Source organism: Roseovarius halophilus (ex Wu et al. 2025), from assembly GCF_047086965.1.
Genome location: NZ_JBKOTX010000446.1, coordinates 1 through 1640, shown reverse-complemented (window position 1 = coordinate 1640; position 1640 = coordinate 1). Strand labels below are relative to the sequence as shown.

Here is a 1640-nt window from a genome sequence, read left to right as displayed (position 1 = left end):
GAAGGTGCCGTCGGTGTTGAACCGTCCAGCCCCCGCTTCAGCAGAGCCGTTCACGTCAAACGGACGCACTTGGCCACATTCTTCGGGCTTGGGCGCCTCACTGATCGCTCGGAACTCCACGCGGCGGTTCTGCGCACGCCCTTCGGCGGTTGCATTGTCCGCCACAGGCTCGCGCTCGCCGTACCCCCGCGCCACGAGACGCTCCGTGTCGACGCCCCGCTGGGCCAGTGCCCGCAATACGGTCTCCACGCGGGCCTGGCTCAGGCGCAGATTGTAAGCGTCCCCACCGCGCGAGTCGGTGTGTCCGGCGATCTCGATGCGTGTCCCGCTACAACCGGCCAATGTCTCGGCCAAGGTATCAAGCAACTGACGGCTTTCAACCTGGTCAGATGCAGCGATCGGCCCAGCCAGCTCGCCTTGTGGGCGCATGCGAAGCGCGGCGCTCGCTGTTTCAAAGAGGATCGGATCATCTTCGACAAGGCCGTTGAGCGTTTGAACACAGCGGTCTCCCGCGCGGTCCGCAAGACGATCACGGGCTCCACCTGCGATATCTTCGAACAGCCGCGACTGCTTGGCGACAGTTTCGCGCAGATCGCTTTCAAGGATATCCGTTAGAGGCTCCGCGATGCGATCAATCAGGCCGTTGAGAGACGTGATGACCTCGTTTGATTCTGCAGTGATGGCCGCTGTTCCGTCTTTTGCTTCAGCATCACCCTGCAAACTGATTGCGCCGGCGAGGATATCAGCTTCGGTCAACTCATATTCGACGGTATAAGTTGCCGTTTCACCTGGCAGAAGTGTGCCGTCCGACGAACCCTCATCAGCACTGTCAAAAGTCGGTGTTGGCAGGCTGCCAGCTCCTGTGAAGTGCAAACCAGAAAGCGCAACATCACTCAGGTTGGTCTTCCCGTCATTCTCCACGTTGAACGTATATTCAATGACATCTCCGATCTGCGCGCCGTCCGCCAGAGCGCTCTCATCGGACGTCACATCAACCGACAGGCCAGCTGGCCCTTTCAAGGGGAGGTGGTTGTTGAATACGTCTGCGCTACCGGGGCCGAGTCTGAACGTGGTGTAGTACTCTCGCTCTTCATCATCAGGCGCCTTGTTGTAGTCGACAACCGGTAGGATGGGGTCGTCAATTTGAGTCAGGAGCGGATCAGCTTCATCAAGATCAAGAGCATAGTCTTTATCAAGAGCATAGTCTTCATACTCCTCGGGCAGTTTTTTGATGCGGATCTCATAGTCTTGAACGCCGCCGCAACCCAGGCCGGGGTCAGGTCGGAGATCAAATTGATACCGGCCCTCTTTATCTTTCTGGGGGGTCCCGGTCAGCGCAGCCTCTCCAGTTTCTTGATACTGCTGCGTGTCTCCATTGGGTAGCGTGCCAAGACATCCATTGGGCACTTGATCATCGGTTCCTGCAAACACAAATTCCAACACAACACCCGCGATTGGCTCACCCGTTGCACTGTCATAGACAACACCCTGCGGGTCAATGAACTGGAACGTCACCGTTGCAGTTTTGGTTTTACCGTTCTTGTACGTCGTCAGATAATTTGGGACGCTTGATCGGCTTTCGGATTGGAGGCTCTGGCTCACCGTGGGTTGATCTTATGCGGTTTCAGTTTCGTGGCGCA

The 1640-nt window shown here is 57.3% G+C and carries 1 protein-coding gene; it reads right to left on the bottom strand.

The annotated features are described in order from the left end of the window. A partial coding sequence (locus ACH107_RS32680) for an OmpA family protein (protein WP_412509756.1) occupies positions 1-1602 on the bottom strand: 1602 nt, incomplete at its 3' end. Between the last annotated feature and the right edge of the window lie 38 nt (positions 1603-1640).